The sequence below is a fragment of the Thalassospira sp. CH_XMU1420-2 genome, assembly GCF_037029325.1.
In the GTDB taxonomy this organism is placed as follows: domain Bacteria; phylum Pseudomonadota; class Alphaproteobacteria; order Rhodospirillales; family Thalassospiraceae; genus Thalassospira; species Thalassospira povalilytica.
Map to the genome: position 1 here is coordinate 1 of NZ_JAYMEG010000018.1, position 3,750 is coordinate 3,750.

Annotated in this window: 4 protein-coding genes; 1 reads left to right on the plus strand and 3 read right to left on the minus strand. The window is 55.0% G+C overall.

The window, feature by feature from the left end:
• Both WA429_RS20705 and WA429_RS20710 read right to left on the minus strand, forming a co-directional pair.
• Positions 1-958, minus strand: a 958-nt coding sequence (locus tag WA429_RS20705) for an ISL3 family transposase (protein ID WP_336107830.1), incomplete at its 3' end; no start/stop codon positions are given.
• A gap of 12 nt (positions 959-970) precedes the next feature.
• Positions 971-2,005 (minus strand): permease, encoded by a 1,035-nt coding sequence (locus tag WA429_RS20710; protein ID WP_024602395.1) that lies wholly within the window; start codon positions 2,003-2,005, stop codon positions 971-973.
• Between the two features lie 111 nt (positions 2,006-2,116).
• Here WA429_RS20710 and WA429_RS20715 point away from each other — a divergent pair, with 111 nt between their 5' ends.
• Positions 2,117-2,431 carry an ArsR/SmtB family transcription factor gene (locus WA429_RS20715; protein WP_008294929.1) on the plus strand — a complete coding sequence of 105 codons (315 nt, stop codon included), beginning with the start codon at positions 2,117-2,119 and terminating at the stop codon, positions 2,429-2,431.
• 134 nt (positions 2,432-2,565) lie between these two features.
• On the opposite strand, the gene WA429_RS20720 is transcribed toward WA429_RS20715, so the two are convergent.
• Positions 2,566-3,750: site-specific DNA-methyltransferase (locus WA429_RS20720; protein WP_336107831.1), on the minus strand; the 1,185-nt coding region annotated here is incomplete at its 5' end.

Genomic DNA, 3,750 nt, shown 5'->3' on the forward strand with positions numbered 1-3,750 from the left:
GGATGGTGGCTATCCACTCGTCCAGGGCGGCTTCTGCCTGGAGCCGTGTGGTGGCGTCCCAGATGCCGTAGAAGCGCTCCTTGTGCTCGTAGGCGGCCAGCAGTTGCGGGAACGCGCCTGTCCAGGTCTCCATGATGAGGCGCTCCCGGTCTGAGACTTCGTGAGCGCGTTTCAGCAGGATTTTCCGGTCTCCCTTGAGAGTCCGGCTCTGGGACGGTTTCAGCTCCTTTCTGAGGCCCTTGCGCACTCTCTCTAGGGCATCGTTGGCCATGCGCACCACATGGAACTTATCGACCACGATACGGGCCTGGGGCAGCACAGCCTTGACCGCTGCCCGGTAGGGGTTCCACATGTCCATGCTGACGATCTCGACCTTCTGCCGGTCTTTCAGCTTCATCAGGTAGTTGGTCACCACGTCCTGGCGGCGGGTGGCCAGCAGGTCGAGCAGGGTTCGCTCCTCAATGTTGGTCAGAATGCAGCGGTAGCGCTTGTTCAGGTATAGCTCGTCAATGCCCAGGATGCGGGGCGTCTCGAAGCGGTGCCAGCGCCCCAGGAACTCGGCGCGGGCGTTGAAGATGTCGCGCACCGTCTTCTCGTCCAGGCCGGTCTGTGCCGCCACAAAGGTGTAGGGGTGGTTGAAGGATTCCTTCTCCACGTACTCATGCAGCCGCAGTGTCATACGGAATCCGTCCACCATCTCTGGTAGCTGGGGCCTGAATGTTGTCTTGCAGGCCCGGCAGGTGTATCGGCGGCGGACCACCCAGAGAGTGACCCGCTTGCCGTGGATGGGCAGATCACGATAGGGAACGTCACGCTTGCCGAACCGTACGAACTCACCCTGCACGCCGCACCCCTCGCAGGCTACTGGTGTAGGTGCTTCAAGCCGAAAATGTATGTCTTCATTCTGCTCATCAGAATCCACCAACTGGTACCCAGGAAGGCTTAACGAATTAATCATCTCCCGCCTTGATCAGAAAAACAGGTAGGTGGCGTAACCGGCAATCATCGCCATAGCAAAAATGACTGCTAAAAACGCCGCTAAAAGCTTCAGCGTGAACAAAGAGCGCAACAGAATGAGCTCAGTCAGGCTGGCTCCGGCACTGCCGATGATCAACGCTAGCACCGTCCCGGCACCCACGCCTTTGGCCATCAGAGCCGCTGCCAGAGGTATGACGGCTTCAGCGCGAATATACAACGGCACGCCGATGACAGCGGCAACTGGAATGGCAAAGGGATTATCTGGGCCTGCATACTGCTCCAATAAGTCAGTGGGCATGAAACCATAGACCACGCTGCCAATCGCAATACCGATGAGCAGGTAAGGCAACACATCGATAAAGTCCGACCAAGCTTCCCGCCACACACCACTGTACTTCCCTTCTTTCTTAACCGTGACAGTGGGTTGACTGTCACAGCATTCGCTAGACGTAGAGACTGTTGTCTTCCTATCAGCCCCGCAAGAAGCCGTCTTCGGAGTGGTGTCGCAGCTGTTGGTGCCGCAACTCGATGCGGTCGATGTAGCACTGCACGGGCTTGCTGATGAACTACATCCACTGCTCTCTTGTGTCGCCGTCCGGCGCACATAACGCTCGAAGCCAAGCGTGTGAAGCAGCCATCCGGCACCTACCGCGACCACCAAAGCGGCGAGCACATAGATAGCAGTAAGTGTCCATCCAAACGTGGCAACCAGCAGGCCGACGACGATAGGATTCAGCAACGGAGATGAGAAAAGAAACACCATCATCGGCCCAAAACCGGCCCGTGCCCGAATCAACCCTTTCAACATGGGGATAGTCGAGCAACTACAGAAGGGCGTTATAGCTCCTAAACCAGCAGCAAGAAAATAGCCTCGCTTCCCACTGGAAGTCAGTAACGCTTCCACCTTGGATGGTGGGATGTGACGTTGAAGAACTCCGACCAGCAAGCTAATGCCAATGAATAAAACCGATAGCTCGATAGCGAGAAAGGCGAACATGCCTAGAGCGTCTTGGAGTTGAGGTGACATTCAATATTACTCCTATATTTCTAGTTTTATCGAAATGATGTACGCAGCCTGCTTGCGTTTATCCGACCTGTCAACTATAATTCTAGAAACATCGAATTATTGGGGCGTGCTATGGATCACGAAAAGGTTGCAGCCAGCTTAGCTGAGCTAGGGAATAGTCACCGACTGTCCGTGTTCCGCTTTCTGGTCAAAGCTGGCCATGATGGGGCTTCGGTCGGAGATATCCAGAAGGGGCTGGGTATTCCTGCTTCGACGCTATCACATCACCTTGCGCGCATGGCCAAGGTAGGGCTGATCCGGCAGGAGAAACATAGCCGCACGATTGTCTGTATATCCGAGTATGGGCACCTAGAGAATTTGATCGGTTTCTTACAAGAGGAATGTTGTGCAGGTGTTCGGATTGCGCATGAACCAGAACCGCTTTGACGCTTGCCCAGCTCTCGCTGTCCTCCCTAGTCAGCATCGCTATGAAGACTCAGGCGAAGGTGGAAACAGAAAATTGGCAGTAGAGTAGGCTGAAGAGGATCAATCAGATAATCCGCTGAGAAAGATTTTCTTCTTTACATCTTTGGCATTTTATCAACCAGAAATTCCGGATACCCACAATTTTCAAACCGCAGCAGGCCGCTCTTGAGATAATCGCCGTGAAGCTCCGAGCACAGCCAACGTCGCCCGAGGCGCTCAGCCACGGCACCGGTTGTCAGGGAGCCTGCCATCGGGTCGTAGACACAGTCATTGGTCTCCGTTGTTAATTTGACAAAGAACTCGATGAGACCTTGTGGCGCCATGGCTGGGTGTGGCTTGAGACCTTCTTGCTTGCAAGCTTGGCGATATGCGCGGTTGGCGTCGTGAGGTATCGAGTGCAATACGCTTGGGATCGCTGTTCCGTTTGATTTTAGGAAGCCTGGTCCGGCGACCGATCCTCCCGGGCGCTTGCCAAGTCCTTTTCCTGTCCGCTGTGCATGCTCCCGCCATTTGCGGGTTGCGGGTGATTCAGGAACACGAACGTTGTCATTGTTCGCTTTGAAATGGTCGGTTTTTGACAGCCATAGCAAATGTTCGATTGAATTTTTTACGCGAACTTTTTCGACTGCGACCCATTTGACCGGTGTCGGCGGTTTGCATGGGTTATGCCAGAAATGCCGATCGACCAGCCGGTAGTCCAGGTCATCAATCAGTTTGAGTACCAGGCGTTCGATGTAGGGGTCTTGTATCGGGCGATTTCGCACAGGAACACTGCCCAAGTTGAGAACGAGACTGCCGGTGTCGGCCAAAAGTGGGTGCCACAGACCACATAGATCATGCATCCATTCCAGCCAGTCTGCACTGCCCAGGTTCCCGTACTCTTTTTGCTGAAGGAGTGGGTACGGGGGACTGGTCCAAAGCAGATCGATCGAACCTGGTTCGATCACACCGGCAGCTCGTTCTGCAGAGCCCCACAGCACGGTGCCGAGCTCTGTTTCGTAAATGGTGAAGACGATACCTGTCGTATTTTTGGCCAGTTTCTCTTGGCCATGGTCAGTAATCTGCCAAACGCCGCGTTTCGCAGATCGCAACAGGCCACGTTTGACCGCATCATGACGTGCCCAGCGAACGCGCTGCTTGAAGGCCGAAACCCTTTGACCGCGGCCGCCAGTAACTGTGCGTTCCGCATCTTGTTCTGTAAGGCCAAGGTCGTGGGCGAGCGCGTCATAGGCATCAGTGCTGCTCAATTGGCCACCGCGCTGATCAATGAGCTCGATCAG